13 protein-coding genes are annotated in these 17,559 nt (G+C 40.6%); 10 read left to right on the plus strand and 3 right to left on the minus strand.

The window, feature by feature from the left end; genetic code table 11:
- Nucleotides 1–437 precede the first annotated feature (437 nt).
- Genes serC through RU93_RS11350 form a run of 3 tightly spaced genes read left to right on the plus strand, consistent with a single transcriptional unit; the run spans nt 438 to nt 3,934 of the window.
- A complete protein-coding gene (serC, locus tag RU93_RS11340; protein WP_071875745.1) occupies nt 438–1,523 on the plus strand; it encodes a 3-phosphoserine/phosphohydroxythreonine transaminase in 1,086 nt (361 codons plus the stop codon).
- Nucleotides 1,524–2,717 (plus strand): 3-phosphoglycerate dehydrogenase family protein, encoded by a 1,194-nt coding sequence (locus tag RU93_RS11345; RefSeq protein ID WP_071875746.1) that lies wholly within the window; start codon nt 1,524–1,526, stop codon nt 2,715–2,717. It begins immediately after the preceding gene.
- Nucleotides 2,708–3,934, plus strand: coding sequence for a DUF1015 domain-containing protein (locus RU93_RS11350; protein WP_071875747.1), 1,227 nt, complete (start codon nt 2,708–2,710; stop codon nt 3,932–3,934). Before RU93_RS11345 ends, RU93_RS11350 begins: the two co-directional genes overlap by 10 nt.
- Before the next feature lie 346 nt (nt 3,935–4,280).
- On the opposite strand, the gene RU93_RS11360 is transcribed toward RU93_RS11350, so the two are convergent.
- The 3 genes from RU93_RS11360 to RU93_RS11370 all read right to left on the minus strand — a co-directional run bounded on the left by RU93_RS11360 (nt 4,281) and on the right by RU93_RS11370 (nt 7,868).
- Nucleotides 4,281–5,153 (minus strand): sugar ABC transporter permease, encoded by an 873-nt coding sequence (locus tag RU93_RS11360; RefSeq protein ID WP_071875749.1) that lies wholly within the window; start codon nt 5,151–5,153, stop codon nt 4,281–4,283.
- A 3-nt stretch (nt 5,154–5,156) separates the two neighbouring features.
- A complete protein-coding gene (locus tag RU93_RS11365; protein ID WP_071875750.1) occupies nt 5,157–6,506 on the minus strand; it encodes a carbohydrate ABC transporter permease in 1,350 nt (449 codons plus the stop codon).
- A gap of 87 nt (nt 6,507–6,593) precedes the next feature.
- Nucleotides 6,594–7,868: an extracellular solute-binding protein gene (locus RU93_RS11370; RefSeq protein WP_071875751.1), complete on the minus strand. Its 1,275-nt coding sequence runs from the start codon at nt 7,866–7,868 to the stop codon at nt 6,594–6,596.
- 265 nt (nt 7,869–8,133) lie between these two features.
- Between RU93_RS11370 and RU93_RS11375 the strand changes: the two genes are divergently transcribed.
- From RU93_RS11375 to RU93_RS11405, 7 genes are all read left to right on the plus strand, one after another.
- Nucleotides 8,134–9,900, plus strand: a complete 1,767-nt coding sequence (locus RU93_RS11375) for a glycoside hydrolase family 13 protein (protein WP_071875752.1) — start codon at nt 8,134–8,136, stop codon at nt 9,898–9,900.
- 192 nt (nt 9,901–10,092) lie between these two features.
- Nucleotides 10,093–11,424 (plus strand): ABC transporter substrate-binding protein, encoded by a 1,332-nt coding sequence (locus RU93_RS11380; RefSeq protein ID WP_084131438.1) that lies wholly within the window; start codon nt 10,093–10,095, stop codon nt 11,422–11,424.
- Between the two features lie 77 nt (nt 11,425–11,501).
- Nucleotides 11,502–12,365: a carbohydrate ABC transporter permease gene (locus RU93_RS11385; RefSeq protein WP_071875753.1), complete on the plus strand. Its 864-nt coding sequence runs from the start codon at nt 11,502–11,504 to the stop codon at nt 12,363–12,365.
- Complete coding sequence (locus RU93_RS11390; protein WP_071875754.1) at nt 12,365–13,183, plus strand: carbohydrate ABC transporter permease; 819 nt, start codon at nt 12,365–12,367, stop codon at nt 13,181–13,183. Before RU93_RS11385 ends, RU93_RS11390 begins: the two co-directional genes overlap by 1 nt.
- A gap of 612 nt (nt 13,184–13,795) precedes the next feature.
- Nucleotides 13,796–14,842 (plus strand): aspartate-semialdehyde dehydrogenase, encoded by a 1,047-nt coding sequence (locus tag RU93_RS11395; protein ID WP_071875755.1) that lies wholly within the window; start codon nt 13,796–13,798, stop codon nt 14,840–14,842.
- A gap of 199 nt (nt 14,843–15,041) precedes the next feature.
- Nucleotides 15,042–16,721, plus strand: coding sequence for a ribonuclease J (locus RU93_RS11400; protein ID WP_071875756.1), 1,680 nt, complete (start codon nt 15,042–15,044; stop codon nt 16,719–16,721).
- Between the two features lie 72 nt (nt 16,722–16,793).
- A complete protein-coding gene (locus tag RU93_RS11405) occupies nt 16,794–17,501 on the plus strand; it encodes a glucosamine-6-phosphate deaminase (protein WP_071875757.1) in 708 nt (235 codons plus the stop codon).
- Nucleotides 17,502–17,559: the final 58 nt, after the last annotated feature.

The following is a 17,559-nucleotide window of genomic DNA, read 5'->3' on the forward strand; positions in this document are numbered from 1 at the left end:
TTAAAAGAGACTTTTGGGTCAGCCTCTTTTTTTTGTCTCTTCGTCAATTGGTATTGATGAAATCTCGCGCTACCCTACGAAAAATCAGCTTGTGTGGGTGGATTGCGAGATCGCTTCAGTAACTACAACAGGCTCGAAACGGTCCCAGTGCTATCAAAAACGCCCCCAAAATTCTGTCAGAAATTCCTAGTCCAAAACAAGAGATGCCTTATAAGTTGATCAAAACGAGATTAAGGGTACTCTCCAACCAATTAATAGCCATTCCAAACATTCCCGAAAATCCATAAGATACGTGAGCTGAAGCCCGTTTTAAAAAGACTTCCGGGGAAAAGACGAATGATTTTCATTTTAATTAAAAAAATGATTGGATTTTGTTGCCATTCACTCCGTAACTTTGCTATAATAAACGTTACATCATATTAAAAGGGGAGAACATCATGACCGTTTATAACTTTTCAGCAGGTCCAGCCATTTTACCAAAATCTGTTCTAAAAAAAGCACAAGAAGAACTATTAGATTACCAAGGAAGTCAGCTGTCCGTAATGGAAATGAGCCATCGTTCCTCCTTATATGAAAGCATCATCAATGAAGCCGAACAACGCTTACGTCAGTTGATGGCGATTCCAGAAAACTACCACGTCCTATTTTTACAAGGCGGCGCAAGTTTACAATTTTCAATGTTGCCTTTAAACCTTGCCAAAGGAAAAAAAGCGCTCTACGTTAATACAGGCGCGTGGGCGAAAAAAGCCATTGAAGCAGCGCAAGCCATTGATGGCGTGGAAGTTGAAGTCATTGCCTCAAGCAAAGATGAAAACTTTAACTACGTACCAAAAATTACCCGCGACATGGTCGATCAAGACGCGGCTTACTTACATATTACAACGAATGAAACGATTGGCGGAATCGCCTTTAATGAGATTCCTGATGCTGGTGACGTGCCGATTGTTGCGGATATGTCATCAAATATCTTGTCAAATGATTACAAAGTCACGGATTTTGGCGTGATTTATGCCGGCGCGCAAAAAAATATTGGGCCATCTGGGTTAACCGTGGTGATTATTCGCGATGATTTATTAAATGACGAACCCATTTTTGCCCCAATGCTCGATTACCGAATTCATGCCGAAAACAAATCCATGTACAACACACCGGCAACGTACGGTATTTATATTGCAAAACTTGTTTTTGAATGGTTAGAAGAACAAGGTGGCGTCGCAGGCATTCTCGCGAAAAATCAAGAAAAAGCACAATTACTTTACGATGCCATCGATGCGTCAGATATCTTTACGAGTCCCGTAGCCAAAGAAGACCGTTCCATTAATAATATTCCATTTGTAACGGGCAATGACGATTGGGACAAAGAATTCAATAAACGTGCACTTGAAGCAGGGATGCTTAACTTAAAAGGTCACCGTAGTGTTGGAGGCATGCGTGCGAGTCTTTATAATGCCTTTCCAAAAGAAGGCGTTGAAGCACTCGTGGCGCTCATGCAAAAATTTGAAGAAGAAAAGGCGGGAAAATAAATGTTTCATATTAAAACGTTTAATGCAATTGCTCCAGAAGGTATGGCGCGTTTCGAAGATGAAAATTACACCATTGATCAAGATCAAGCAGCTCATGGGATTATTTTACGAAGTGAAAAATTACATGGCTACGATTTTCCTGAGTCCGTCTTAGCCGTTGCACGGGCAGGAGCTGGAACGAACAATATTCCAGTTGAGGAGTTAACCAAAGCCGGTGTAGTGGTCTTTAATACGCCAGGAGCAAACGCGAACGCCGTCAAAGAATTAGTCGTGGCGAGTTTATTATTAAGTGTACGTCCGATTTTACAAGGAGCAAACTGGGTACAATCACTAGAAGGCGACAATTTAGAAGAAGTCGCAGAAGCGAACAAAAAACAATTTGCCGGTAATGAACTCGAAGGCAAACGTCTTGGGGTCATCGGATTAGGGGCAATTGGGGCCATGATTGCCAACGACGCGTATCGTTTAGGTATGGAAGTCATGGGTTACGATCCGTATGTCTCTGTCGACACGGCATGGACCATCTCACGTCGAGTAAAACGGGCACAACAAATTGAAGAAATTTTTACGACATGTGATTTTATTACCGTTCATGTGCCGTTAACCGAGGCGACTCGTGGATTAATCGGGGAAAAAGAAATCGCCTTGATGAAACCAACAACAAGATTATTTAACTTCTCTCGTGGTGAAATTGTGGATACCGATGCGGTCTTAAAAGCGATCAATGCCGATGAATTAGGTGGCTTTACGACCGATTTTGCCGATAGCAAACTGCTTCATAATCCGAAAATTTTAGTCTTACCACATTTAGGTGCGTCGACGGAAGAAGCCGAAATCAACTGTGCAAAAATGGCCGCTCGTACCTTAAAACGCTTCTTAGAGACAGGTGTCATCAAGCGTTCCGTTAACTTCCCAACGGTCGAAATGAGTTTCCAATCACCATATCGCATCACGATTATTCACGAGAACACGCCAAATGTCTTAGGTCAAATTTCAACCGAAATTGCCTCACTAGGCATTAATATCGATAATATGATCAATCGTGGACGTGGCGACTTTGCTTATACGTTAGTTGACGTCAATGTCCAAGACGACGCGATTATGCAAAGAGTGAAACGTCACTTAGAAGGCAAAGAGCACATGATTCGCGTGCGTACGATTAAAAATACGGAGGTCTTTAACGAATGGTGTTAGTCAAAGCATTTAAAGGAATACGTCCAAAGCCTGCTTATGCAGCCAAGATTGCGGAGTTACCTTACGACGTTGTCAACTCGCAAGAAGCAAAGGAATTAGCGCAGAACAATCCCTATAGCTATTTCCACATCGATAAAGCTGAAATTGATTTACCAGAAGATGTGTCACCATACAGTGAAGAAGTCTACCAAAAAGCAGCGGAAAACTTAGCGCTGAATTTGGAAAAAGGGTGGCTAGTCAAAGACAATCATCCGAATTTTTATTTATATCAATTAACGATGAATGGTCGTAGCCAAACAGGGCTTGTGGCATGTACGTCAATTGATGATTATATTGCGGGTAAAATTAAAAAACACGAATTTACGCGTTACGAAAAAGAAATTGATCGGATCAACCATATGAAAGCCTGCGATGCCAATACGAGTCCGATTTTCTTAACGTATCGCAAAGAAGCTGAAATCCAAACGATTATTGAAGAGTGGAAGAAAAACCATGCCACGCTGTATGATTTTGAGAGCTATCATGATGTTCATCACTGTGTCTGGTTAATCGACGACGAAAGAACGACAGAACGATTGAGTCAGCTTTTTGAAGAGGTTGATGCGTTATATATTGCTGACGGACATCACCGTAGTGAATCAGCGGTTAAAGTAGGACTTGAAAAACGGGCGAATGGAACGGATAGTGCCGAGAGTGATTTCTTCTTGTCGATTTTATTCCCAGCCGAAGAACTTGAAATTTTAGAGTACAACCGGATTTTAAATGTTCCGTTACCAGAAGACTTTATGACAATCCTTAAACAACATTTCATTGTGGAAGAAACAACTGAAAATAAAGCGCGTGAACCAAGACAAATTCAAATGTACTTGGATCAAAAGTGGTATCAATTAACTATTCCAACTGAAAAAATCCCAGCTGATTTAATCGATAGCTTAGACGTTTCTTATTTACAAAAACACGTTTTTGAAGAAATCTTTGACATTATGGATATCCGTAGTGACAAACGCATTGATTTTGTCGGCGGCATTCGTGGTTCAGAAGAACTCGTCAAACACGTCGATAGTGGTGCATGGAACTTAGCCTTTGCGATGTATCCAACTCAAATGAGCGATCTACTTGCCGTAGCAGATGCTGGCGAAATCATGCCACCAAAATCAACCTGGTTCGAACCAAAATTATTAAGTGGTTTGTTCTTACACGATTTAGAAACAAAATAACAGTGACCCCCCTCAGGCGTTGATTCTCCTGAAGGGGGTTTTTAGGGCTCTTTCGGCAAATAGTGTTGATGGAATCTCGCGCTNGTTACGGATACAGGCTCGAGGCGGTCCCACGGCTCTCCCCTCCAATAAATTTTTTCGTAAGGGAGCGATTCACTATGCCATTGAGCTTCAAAATCAATGGATAAAAAAAGAAGAACCGAGGTCCTCCTTAATTGTATGGATCATGCAAAATATCACGATTTGACAAAGAACCCAAAAGGGGAGCCTGAAATACCGTTAATAATACTTTTAAAAGAGCGCAAAAAAACGAACCAGCAGGCCAAAGCCCGTTGGTTCATTTTGCTTATCCCTTCACTGATCCTGAAGTAATGCCTTCAACGTAGAAGCGTTGCATGAAGATGAATAAAATCGTAATTGGAATGGCAATCAACACACACCCTGCGGTAAACGCCATAAACAATGAGTTGGCTGTTGTACGAGTCATCATGGTGAATAGACCAATCGCAACCGTATAGTTTTGAACTTTATCGCCCATGATGATTTTCGCAAAGATGAAGTCCATCCATGGTCCCATAAAGGTCATTAATGATGTGTAGACAATCATTGGTTTAGAAAGAGGCAACGTAATTTGTGTGAAGATTTCCCATTTATTTGCCCCATCAATCATCGCGGATTCATCAAGCGCCATCGGAATGGTATCAAAGAATCCTTTCGCGATATAAAATCCTAGTGCCGCGCCAGAAGAATAAACTAAGATTAAGGCAAACAATGTTTCTGTTAAGCCTAATGCTTTTAAAATATAGTAGATAGCAATCATACTCATAAATCCTGGGAACATATTCAAGACTAATGCGACTTTTAAGAATGGTTTTCTTAGGCGGAAACGTAAACGAGATAACGCGTACGCCATCGCAATCGTGATGAACGTTGATAAGATACAGCTAATGGTTGCCACAAATAACGTATTGAGGAACCAGCGAACAAACGGAAAGTTACCCGTGGCGTTCGTGAGTAAAATGCGATAGTTTTCAAGTGTAAAAGTTTTAGGAATGATATACGGCACAAACGCGCCACCTTCGCCCCGGAAACTCGTCAGAACAATCCATACAATCGGGAATAACCAAACGATGGATAAGGCAATGAGCGCCGTATATGACGAAGTTAAGGTCCATTTGCGTTTTGCTTTGTAACTCTTGATTTTCTTTTCTTGCGCCATCGATTACGCCTCCTTAAATGAATTCGTTCTTGTGTAAGCAAATAAACTAAAGACTGCTGATAAGATAAAGATTAAAATACCGATAACAGATGCTAAGTTGTAGTCGAGTGTATTCACCGTTAAATTATACAACCAAGTCACTAACAGGTCAGTCGAACCTGCTCCGTAAAAGTCTGAGTTCGTTGGTCCGCCACCCGTTAAGAGGAAAATCACGTTAAAGTTATTGATATTTCCAATAAACTGTTGGATTAAAGCTGGCGTCATCACGAATAAAATTTGTGGGAACGTGATATTTTTGAAAATTTGGAAAGCATTCGCGCCATCAATATGCGCGGCTTCGATTTGATCGGTTGGTAAGTTTTGGATAATCCCGGTCGAAACGAGCATCGTTGCCGGAATCCCGATCCACATGTTGACGACAATCACGGTGATTTTCGCCCAGTTCGGATCGGTTAAAAACGGAATGGCCGCATCGATCCAGCCCCAACGAATCAACGTCGCGTTGATCGGACCCGCACCATTTAACAAGTTGCGCATCACTAATAATGAAATAAACTGTGGCACAGCTAACGTTAACACGAAAATCGTGCGCCATAAGCCTTTGAATTTTAAGCCTTTTGTGTTAATTAAGAGTGCAAGTAGGACACCGAAGAAGAAACACGTAACGGTAGCAAGGACTGCCCACGTTAACGTCCAACCAAGTACTGGGAAAAACGTACCAGCCATTTTTCCGTTTAACACGTTACCGAAATTTTTCAAACCAACCCAAGTAAAGAGATTTTTGGGTGGTAAGTGATTGTGATCATAATTCGTAAAGGCAATCGAGATCATGTATAACAAAGGTAAAACCGTAAAGAGTAAGACCCCAAGTAACGGAATCGTCATTAACGTTGCGTGGAATCGCTCATTTAACAAACTCTTCAAATCTTCCCGCGTTGTTGGAGCAGGGAGGCCTTTTTGTTTTAATTCATGTAAATAGCGGGCACTCTTTAAGTTTGCGATATACAAGATGAGCATCACAACACATAATATAATGGCAGCAATCCCGAATAATAATATCAACATGGAGTTGTCACCCTCTTGTAAAATCGGAATGCCTAACCGGTCATCCATTACTAACCCTTGTTCAACCGTTCCTAAATGAGAGAGCATACTCAGTGCGATAATCCCATTTGAAATAAACCAAAATAAAAATCCAATTTGCGTTGCGAGAAATATAATTCCTTTTAACCATTGTTTGTTGGCAAAGTTGGCACTACCCATGACGATAAAGGAGAGTTTCGTCGCGAGGTCGCCTTCTTTAAACAATTCGATAAAGGAAAGTTGTGGCAGATGTTTTTTTCTGTTGAACATATGCTATCGACTCACTTTCGTCTAGAATTAAAAAAAAGAAGAGGCATCGCCTGGATCGATGAATGCCTCATCTCGTCTTTTGATTGATTATTCAGAAATCGTTGCAGTTTCAGTAACAAGTGCATCGAGTTTTGTCATGTAATCTGCTGGTTTAATATTTCCTTTGTAAGTGTCATTGATAACCGCATCCATTGCAGGCCAGAATGAAACCATTTCTGGAATCTTAGGCATTACAACTGAGTGAGTTGTTTGAGACATTTCCATTACCGCTTTCGCAACGGCATCTTTTGTAATCGCTTCATTGCTTTGTAAAGCTTTGTTTGATGGAATAACGCCCATTTTTTCAAACTCAACTAATTGAGAGCTTTCGTTTGATAAGTAGTTCGCTAATGCCATTGCTGCAAGTGGTGCTTCAGTTTGTTGGTTAACTGCGAACAATTTAACCCCTAAGAAAGCTTTCATTTGCACTTCGCCATTCCCAAAATCAACTGTTGGGTAAGCGGCAACTGCCATGTTTTCACCTAACGCTTTTTCAACGTCATTCTTAGACCAAGGACCAGAAAGGAATGCATCAGTTACGCCAGATTCTAAGTTTGATAACGCTTCAGCATTTGATTGAATAACACCTGGGTTATTTTTTTGATCGGCAATCCATTGTAAAACTTCGACACCTGGTTCTGTATTAAAGTTTGTTCCATTTGGATCTTCACCCGTTTCACCATATAAGTACAGACCATTACTCATGAAGAGTGGTCCGAAGACATAGTTCGCACCTGCTTCGCCAAGGTTTGCACCGATTTTGCCTTTTTCAGTCATTGTTGCCCAAGATTTCACATCATCTTCTGAAAGGGTTGCTTTATTATAGTAAAGAATTTGTGATTCCACTCCATAAGGGTAGCCGTATAACTCGCCGTCCCATGTTGCGCCTTCAATCGCAGAGTCCACGTTATTTGCTTTCACTTCATCTGCATATTTTGTATTTGGATAAAGAAGTCCAGCCTCGGCCATTTGCCCAACTTGGTCATGAGGCATCATGAAAACATCCGCTGCTGCTTTTGGATCTTTTGAAACTTCAGTTTTTGCATCGGCAGAACTTCCGGCAGCGATTTCAACTTCAACATCTGGAAATTCTGTTTGGAAATCAGCGACAATCCCTTTAAAGGTTTCAACGTGTTCAGTATCAATCCAAACTTTGACTTTTCCTTCAACTTTTACTTCTTCTGTTGCGCTGCTTCCTGAAGCGCTCTCATCTGGTGCCGCACTGCTTGCCCCGCCGCCACCGCTCGCACATGCTGCTAATAATACGGTTGATGCGCTTAAAACGAGTCCACTTGTTAAATATTTTTTCCAATTTTTCTTCATAAATAATCCCTCCGTGTAATAAAATTAGTTACAACAATATTATGCAACCGATTGCAAATATAGTCAATACCTTTTCTCATTTTTCCAGTAAAAAGATATTTTTAGATTTCAATCAATAATAGTAAAATCAACTTTTAATAAAGTGGTAAACCCTTTCACAAAGTCTTTCGTTTAATGAGAATCGCCTACGCAATCGGTTTCTCACTTTGTTGCATTTCGTTCCCTGATGTGGCATAATAAGCAAAAATGAGAAGGAGTGTTGTTTATGAACACAGCTGCAATTTATCATCGACCAGAAAGTGAATTTGCTTATCTATATGACTCAGAAACCCTACATTTACGCATTCGTACCGCTAAAGGAGACGTCGCGCGCGTCCATTTAGTGAGTGGTGATCCGTATCTAGTGGATCAGTGGTGTCATGAAACACCGCAACCGCTGGAGAAAATTCTTTCGACGGATCTTTTCGATTATTGGTTTATCGCAGTGACAGCTGAATCCAAACGCTTAGCTTATGGATTTACCTTAGAAGGTGAAGATGGCTTAATGGCCTTTTATGGCGATCACGGGATTTATCCATTAAATGAAAAAACCTTAGCGATGCCAAATAATTATTTCAGAATGCCGTATTTCCAAGAAGTCGATCGTTTTAAAGCACCTGCGTGGGTGAAAGAAACGGTTTGGTATCAAATTTTCCCAGAACGTTTTGCCAATGGCGATCCGTCAAATGACCCAGAAGGCACGTTACCGTGGGGCAGTCAAGATCCTGATCGCCAAGATTTCTTTGGGGGCGACTTAAAAGGGGTGCTCGATAATCTGGATTATTTAGAAGACTTAGGCATTAACGGGTTGTATTTCTGTCCGATTTTTGAGGCAGGTTCAAACCATAAATACGACACAATTGATTATTTAAAAGTGGATCCCGCTTTTGGAGATGGTGCACTCTTTAAAGAACTCGTGGAGGCTTGTCATGAGCGCGGCATTAAAGTCATGCTTGATGCGGTCTTCAATCATATCGGAGATACATCGCCACAGTGGCAAGATGTCATTGAGAACGGTGCCGATTCGCCCTATGCGGATTGGTTTTACGTGCGGGAATTCCCGGTAACGTATACCGAAGGCAAAGATTTTGAAAATGCCGAAGATTTAACGTATGACGTTTTTGCCTTTACGCCGCATATGCCAAAATTAAATACCGCGAATCCAGAAGTGCAAGCGCATTTACTTGAGATTGCGAAATTTTGGATTGGAGAATACGATATCGATGCCTGGCGCTTAGATGTGGCAAACGAGGTCGACCACGCGTTTTGGAAAAAATTCCGTCAAGTCTGTGATGAAACCAAAGAAGACTTCTATATACTAGGGGAAATTTGGCATTCTTCGCAAAACTGGCTGCAAGGCGATGAATTCCACGCAGTCATGAACTATGCTTATACCGATGCGATTTTAGGTTACTTCGTCAAAGAAGACCTTTCACTACCGAAAATGGTCTCTGAAATTAACCAACAATTGATGCTTTACCGGGATCAAACCAATCAAATGCAGTTTAACGTCTTGGATTCCCATGATACCGCTCGCTTATTAACGGAAACGAACGAAGACAAAGACTTAATGAAACAAGTGATGGCCTTTACCTACATTCAACCAGGGGTACCGTGCTTGTATTATGGCGATGAAATCGGCATGACTGGTGCGAATGATCCGGATTGTCGGAAATGTATGGTTTGGGAAGAAGAAAATCAAGATTTAGAACTCCTAGCCTTTACGAAGTCATTGATTGCGCTTCGTCGCAAAGAAGCCGCTTGTTTATCGGAAGGCCGTGTTTACTGGCACGCAGTCGATCAAACAAATGGTCTCATCTGGTTTGAACGTCATCTTGACGAACAAGTGATTCAGGGAATCTTTAATACGGGTGAAGAAACAATCACGGTGGAAGCTGCAGGAGAAGAATGTTTTAATCATCTAGTAACGAAAGAAGACCAAACGTATCACATCGAGCCAAAGGGTTTTGTCATTATCAATAATAAATCATAACAAAACCGGTTGCGTAAAAATAATATGTTAGAAAATATAAAGTTCATTGAATCAATCGATTTAATGAACTTTATTGCGTTAAAGTCCTTTTGAATCAACGAAAACAAATATTTTTAAAAAATACAAGAAAACGCTTGCTTTTTATCGCAATCGGTTGCATAATAAACTTATCAAATACAGGGAGGCTTTATCATGTTAAATAAACGTATGAAGAAAATTGGTTCAGGTATTTTATTAGCAGGTTTGACACTAACAACGCTTGCAGCTTGTGGCAATGCTAGCGAAACAAACAATAGTGCAGCTGACGCAAGTGGCACAGACGAGGGTGCAAGTGGCGAAGTCGTCGAAATCGACATCTTCCAGTTTAAAGTCGAATTCAAGGATCAATTTGAGGCGTTAGCAAAACAATACGAAGCCGAAAATGAAAATGTCAAAATTAACATCGAAACAGTCGGTGGTGGATCCGATTACGGTGCCGCTCTCAAATCAAAATTCTCTTCAGGAAACGAACCAGACATCTATAACATCGGTGGACCAGAAGATGTGACGATGTGGGTTGACAATTTAACCGATTTAAGTGATACCGAAGCGGCGAATCAAGCCCTTGAAGGCACGTTAACCGGTGCGACAAAAGATGGAAAAGTTCTAGGATTACCTTATAACATCGAAGGATATGGTGTGGTCTATAACAAAGCTATATTTGAAGAAGCAGGCATTGATGCTACTACAATCAAAACCCTAACGGATTTAGAAGAAGCCGCTAAAACATTAGACAGCAAAAAAGAAGAGTTAGGCCTAGATGCACCATTTGCCCTAGCTGCGAAAGAACTATGGATTACGGGCTTACACTCAGGCAATGCCTTCTTGAATGCAGAATTTGATAACGACGTAATGAAAGCTTTTGATTCTAAGACAGTTGAATTCAAATACGGCGAACAATTCCAAAAATACATCGATATCAGTAACAAATATTCCGTGCAACCAGCGAATAGTTTAGACTACTCACAACAAATCGAACAACTATTCTCAAATGGTAAAGTTGCGATGACGCAACAAGGAAACTGGGTATATCCAACGATTGCCAGTGTAAATCCTGAACTAGCTGAAAATATTGGTTTACTGCCAATTCCAATTGATGGGGTAACAGAAGGCACGATTCCAGTCGGCGTACCAATGTACTGGGGTGTGAATCCAAATGGTAGCGAAGCGGAAGTTCAAGCTTCAAAAGATTTCTTAGACTACTTATACACAACAGAAGAAGGCAAACGAATCGTCTTAGAAGACTTCAAATTTGTACCAGCATATAAAGGATATGACACTGAAAAAATCTCAGATCCATTATCAAAAGACGTTTACACTTACTACACGGAAGGCAACACAACTGGATGGGTATTCATGGGTTATCCTGCAGGATGGGGAGAACAAACACTTGGTGCTGAAATCCAAAAATATGTTGCAGGTGAAGCAACATGGGCTGAAGTGGAAGATGTAGCGAAAACGAAATGGGCAGAAGAAAGAGAATAAGAGAATAATGGAAAGAAAGTGAGAGAGAAGCCTTTGACTCTCTCGCTTCTTTTTTAAATTAAAATGGGGGAAAGAACATGACACATCAAAAGAAAACTTGGTTTTATTTATTTTCAGCGCCAGTCATTATCGCCTTGTTCATTGTAGTCGTAATACCGTTTTTCTATGGCATTTATTATTCATTCACCGATTGGAATGGGGTTTCTGAAGCAGCACTCGTCGGTTTTAGTAATTATTCGAAACTATTAAAAGACCAAGAATTTTGGACATCGATTTGGTTTACTACCAAATTTGCTTTTGTGGCAATCATCTTAATTAACGCCATTGGACTAGGACTGGCATTGCTTGTTACGAATAAATTTAAAGGAGCCAATTTATTACGGACGATCTTCTTTATGCCTAACTTAATTGGGGGCTTAATCTTAGGATTCATCTGGCAATTTATTTTTATTAACGCCTTTTCAGCTATTGGAGACGTCTTGAACTCCACCGGCTTAAAAACGTGGCTGTCGACACCCGAAACAGGTTTTTGGGCAATGGTCATCGTCATGTGTTGGCAAATGTCTGGTTACGTGATGGTTATTTACATTTCGTATTTACAAAGCGTGGACGATGCCTTATTAGAAGCTTCTGACTTAGATGGCGCTTCTGCATTCCAAAAATTCTGGCACGTCAAATTCCCACTGATTATGCCTGGTTTTACCGTAAGTTTATTTATGACATTGTCAAATTCCTTTAAACTTTACGATCAAAACTTATCGTTAACAAATGGTGGACCGTATAAATCCACGCAAATGGTCGCAATGAACATCTATAATACCGCTTTTTTAGAAAATAAAATGGGGTACGCCCAATCCAAAGCCGTTATCTTCTTCTTGTGTGTAGCGATTATTTCCTTAACGCAAGTTTATCTGACAAAAAGAAAAGAGGTTGAAGCATAATGAAACAAGGCTCAAAGCAATTAGGAAAAGCTTTTCTTGGCCTAGCCCTAGGTCTTGTTTGGCTGATTCCGTTTTACTTAATGGTAACCAACTCATTTAAAACCAAACAAGAGATTTTTACCAATCCCTTGAAATTCCCAGAAGCATTCACTTTTGAAAACTATCCGGAAGCCTTTCGTCAATTGGACTTTATCCGGACATTAGCGAATTCCTTACTCATTACGGTCTCTTCCGTTATCGTTATCGTGATTTTTTCGGCGATGGCAGCTTACGCGTTAGAACGGATCAAATCAAAATTTAGTACAATTACCTTTATGGTGTTTGTCGCAGCGATGCTTGTACCATTCCAATCGGTGATGATTCCCTTAGTCGCACTTTTTGGGAAAGCCCAAATGCTCAACCAAATTGGGATTATCTTCATGTATTTAGGTTTTGGTGGTAGTATGTCCATTTTCTTATATCACGGTGCGATGAAGTCGATTCCTCGTGCGCTAGATGAAGCCGCGATTATCGATGGCGCGAGTCGTTGGCAAGTCTTTTGGAAAGTGATTTTCCCAATGCTAAAACCAACAACCGTTACCGTTGCCGTATTGAACACGATGTGGATTTGGAACGATTATCTCTTACCATCACTCGTAATCAATTCACCAACAACGCAAACGATTCCGTTGAAGATGTTCTTCTTCTTTGGACAATACACGAAACAATGGCACCTAGCATTAGCGGGATTAGTCATTGCGATTTTACCAGTTATCATTTTCTACTTCTTTATGCAAAAACAAATCATCAAAGGCGTAGCCGATGGTGCAGTGAAATAATCAAAAAGAGCTTCCTTTTCAAGTGACGAAAAAGGAAGCTCTTTTTTGTTTCTGCAATTTGTGGCGATGAATAGCGTCAAGACTATTCACGAACTATCTAAAGGCAAAAAAAGAAACCAACGAATAAAAAGTTGGCTTCAATCAAAACAATCGCACGCTATTTGCGAGCACAAAAACAAAAATAACAAAAAAAACGACTGATAGAAAGATAATACGCAGGAAGATTCCCCACTCAAAAAGAAGCTAACCTTCGCTAGCTTCTTTTTTGAAACGTTGATGCACGTTGTGAAGAATCTTCCCCAAAATTCTTCTCACCTGTATTATAACTGGAAATCGTTATTTTCTCAACTATTTGCACGCGTGTGGAACCTTATCAGACAAGGCTTTTCGTGTGGGATTTCACATGATAGAGGGATTTTTTTGTTTTCAACAAGGAGACGCTATCGTTAGAATTCGAGTTAAAAAAAGTGTTCGTTTGAATTTTTCGACTTTTCACACAAAATGAATAAAACAAACGCTTACATACTGGAGCTTGCGCTTAGAACCATGTACTTAAAGATTGCTTTATGATAAAATAATGAAAGAATCTTTAGAAAATGAGGAGTTGTGGAAATGGGGAAAAAATATACAGTTGCGGTTGTTGGCGCAACAGGTGCCGTTGGAACGAAAATGCTCGAATTATTACAAGAGGTAAATTTACCAATTGAACATGTGAAAGCCTTAGCTTCAAAACGTTCAGCCGGTAAAACATTGGCTTTTAAGGATCAAGTACTGACAATTGAAGAATTAACCGCCGACTCATTTGAAGGCGTTGATATTGCGTTATTTAGTGCAGGTGGCGGTATTTCTGAAATTTTCGCACCAGAAGCAGTCAAACGAGGAGCTGTGGTGATTGACAATACAAGTCATTTCCGTATGGTTCCAGGCATTCCGTTAGTTGTGCCCGAAGTGAATCCGGAAAGTTTAAAAACGCATCAAGGCATTATCGCGAATCCTAACTGTTCAACCATTCAAATGATGGTCGCGTTAGAACCGCTTCGTCAAGCCTTTGGATTAGATAAAATCATCGTGTCCACGTATCAAGCCGTTTCAGGCGCAGGTGCGAAAGCGATTGCCGAATTAGAAAATCAAGTACAAGAATACTTAGACGGTAAACCATTAACGGAATTAACCGCGACTATTTTACCTTCAGGTGGCGATAAAAAACATTATCCAATCGCTTTTAATGCGTTACCGCAAATCGACGTCTTTGGCGAAGAGGGTTACACGTTAGAAGAATGGAAAATGATCAATGAAACGAAAAAAATCATGGGCGATGAGAGCATTAAAGTGGCAGCGACCTGTGTTCGAGTACCAATCGTTAATGGCCACTCAGAATCCATTTATATTGAACTGAAAGAAGAAACGACAGTCCAAGCGATTCAAGAGATTTTGGCTAAAGCGCCAGGTGTGGAATTAGTCGATGATCCAAGTCGACAACGCTATCCACAAGCGATTGACAGTATCGACCAAAAAGGTACTTTCGTGGGACGTATTCGCCGTGACTTAGATAATCCTAAAGGGTTCCATCTATGGGTTGTTTCAGATAACTTACTCAAAGGTGCAGCCTTAAATTCGATTCAAATTGCGGAAAAAATGCATGAATTAGCCCTAATTTAACCCAATTCACACGAAAGTTACGTATTTTCAATGAGTAAAATCAATCGTAACAGAAAACTGGAAGCAACCATTGTTCCAGTTTTTTTTGATTTTCAAGGAGCACAGATACTTTTTCCTGATATTTCGTGTATAATAATAAGTGATGGGATTTTTTTGTCAGAGAACATAAATAACCAATAAAAAATAAGAGGTGAACAATTTGAGTTCAATTAAAATTATTCCTTTAAGCGGTGTCCGAGAAAATGGAAAAAATTTGTATATCGCCGAAATTGAAGAGGAAATCTTTGTTCTGGATTGTGGCTTACGCTATCCAGAAAATGAATTATTAGGAATCGATACGGTCATTCCAGACTTTACGTATTTAGAAGAAAACGCGGATCGTGTAGCAGGCGTCTTCTTAACTCACGGGCATGCCGATGCGATTGGTGGCTTACCGTACTTACTCGAAAAATTAGAAGTGCCAGTCTTTGGAACGGAATTAACGATCGAGTTAGCAAAACTTGCGGTACAACGCTATGAACCATCCAAACATTTTAAAGAATTTCATGTGATTGACTGCAAAACCGAAATTGATTTTGGCAGTTCTGTCGTGAGTTTCTTTAGAACGACACACTCCATTCCCGATTCAGTTGGGATTAGTTTAAAAACATCCGAAGGTAGTATCGTGTATACCGGTGATTTTAAATTTGATCAAACGGCGATTCCGATGTACCAAACAGACTTTGCACGTTTAGCAGAGATTGGACAATCAGGCGTTTTAGCACTACTTAGCACTTCAAGTAATGCGGAAAATCCAGCGACGGTCGCTTCAGAGTTACAAATTGCCGATGAAGTCTATGACAACATTCGCTACTGGGAAGGTCGTATTATTGTGGCCTGTGTCGCAAGCAATTTACAACGCCTGCAACAAGTACTGGATGCTGCGTATCGCTCCGGTCGTAAAGTTGTTTTAACGGGACAAGACTTTGGTCGTATCATTAAAACAACCATGAAACTCGGCAAATTAACGTTACCCGATGAAAACTTACTCGTCACGTTAAAAGAAATGAAAAATTATGCCGATGAAGAAATTCTGATTTTAGAAACTGGACAAATGGGTGAGCCCATTAAATCCTTACAAAAAATGGCGAGTGGCTCGCATCGCGCGGTTCGTGTGAAAGAAGGCGATTTAGCCTATATTGCGACGACACCAACGATTGCCATGGAAACAGTCATGGCCAAAACCGAGGATATTATTTATCGCGCAGGTGGAACGGTTAAAACCATTTCTGATAATTACCGTGTCTCTGGTCATGCAGGTCCCGCTGATTTACAATTTATGATGAATTTCATGAAACCAAAATACATGTTCCCAATTCAAGGTGAGTACCGCTTGCTTTCAGCACATGCGAAATTAGCCGAAGAAGTCGGAATTCCAAAATCCAATATTTTTATCGCAGCACGCGGCGATATTTTTGAGTTAATTAATGGCGAATTTAAACTATCAAGTTCCGTGCCATCTGACAACATTATGGTGGATGGAATTGGTGTTGGCGATATCGGAAACATTGTCTTAAAAGACCGCAAAGTCTTATCAGAAGACGGTATTTTTGTGGCAGTTGTGACGATCAGCCGCCGTGAAAAACGAATTCTCTCAAAACCACAAATTACTACTCGAGGCTTTGTCTACGTAAAAGCCAACCGTGATTTGTTGCGTGAAGGTAGCGACATGGTCGAGCAAATTGTCGAAAAACATTTAGTCGATCCAGACTTTGAATGGGCAAAATTAAAACAAGATATTCGCGACCAGTTAAGTCGTTTCTTATTTGACCAAACGAAGCGTCGTCCGGTGATTTTACCTGTTATTATGGAAGGTAGCCAACGCAATCGTCGTCGTTAAGAAAAACAGCGATTGAAGAGACGAAGGTTCGATGGTACAATGAATGCGACAAAAAATCAGAGGAGTGTTTAAATGTTCAAGATTATTCGAGTGAAAGACGCTGAAGAAGGCGGAAAAAAAGCGTTTGAACTGATTAAAGAAGGAATCGAAAATGGCGCGCAAGTGCTAGGACTCGCGACCGGTAGTACACCTGAAACGTTATACCAAGAGATGGTAAAAAGTGATGTCGACTTTTCAAATTGCGTCAGCATCAACTTAGATGAGTACATCGGTTTAAGTGGCGATAACGATCAAAGTTACCGGTACTTCATGAATAGCCATTTATTTAACCAAAAACCATTTAAAGCAACGTATGTGCCAAATGGTAAAGCCGAAGATTTAGCGGCTGAATGTCGTCATTACGAAGAAATATTAGCGAATCATCCCATCGATATTCAAATCCTTGGTATTGGCGAAAATGCCCACATTGGTTTTAATGAACCTGGTACGCCGTTTGACGCGCCAACACAAGTCGTTGAGTTAACAGAATCAACGATCAACGCGAACAAACGTAACTTCGAAAAAATCGAAGACGTCCCAACAACAGCCATTTCAATGGGGATCGGCTCAATAATGAAGAGCAAAAAAGTGATCTTAATCGCTTATGGTGAAGCAAAAGCAGAAGCGATTGCCAATACCATTAACGGCGAAATAACAATTGACGTGCCTGCAAGTGTGCTCCAAAACCATCCGGATGTGACTATCATCCTTGATGACGCAGCTGCAAGCAAATTAGCGTAATAACGATCGAATCAAATCCTCAGGAAATCTTTGGCTCTTTAACAACTAGGGTTGGTAC

Origin of the sequence: Enterococcus aquimarinus (assembly GCF_001885765.1) — a bacterium.
Classification (GTDB): domain Bacteria; phylum Bacillota; class Bacilli; order Lactobacillales; family Enterococcaceae; genus Enterococcus_I; species Enterococcus_I aquimarinus.